We start from the raw sequence: 523 nt of genomic DNA, 5'->3' as shown, positions 1-523 counted from the left end.
CCCTTCTAATGATCAAACTACGAAGATTCTGGCTGGACTTAATCAGGAGTATAAAGCCAAACAGGACAAGAAAAAATAGTAACACGTTGTTTTATGAAACGTAACGGGGGCTGCTCATGGCAGCCCCCGTTACGTTTCATAACGTATCATTGTGCATTTTCCGGGCGCATTATAAACCTCTGCACGATTTCCTGTATTCTTTTCCTTGCTACGTTATATTTGTAGCCTTCTGGTTGAAAACAAGCGTTGAATAGCTGACTATTATAAAATTTGTGTGGCATCTATTCAATCTATCTTATTTGATTCATGGCTTCTGCTTCTATTGTAAAACAGGTCGATATACGTAACAGACGAGCTTCATTTGAGTATTCATTTCTGGAAACGTATACAGCTGGTATTGTGCTTACTGGTACAGAAATAAAATCCATCAGGCAGGGGAAGGTAAATCTGCAGGATGCTTACTGTCTCATTCATGGAGAAGAATTATTTATCCGGCAGATGAATATTTCGCTCTATACAGAAG

General features: G+C 39.0%; 1 protein-coding gene. It reads left to right on the top strand.

What is annotated here, in order from left to right:
• Positions 1-306: 306 nt before the first annotated feature.
• The coding region (locus tag DT603_RS15875) for an SsrA-binding protein (protein ID WP_162350957.1) at positions 307-523 on the top strand (217 nt) is incomplete at its 3' end.

Origin of the sequence: Pseudoxanthomonas gei (assembly GCF_010119615.1) — a bacterium.
GTDB classification, from domain to species: Bacteria; Pseudomonadota; Gammaproteobacteria; order Xanthomonadales; family Xanthomonadaceae; genus Pseudoxanthomonas_A; species Pseudoxanthomonas_A gei.
This window is presented reverse-complemented; position numbering and strand designations above follow the sequence as displayed.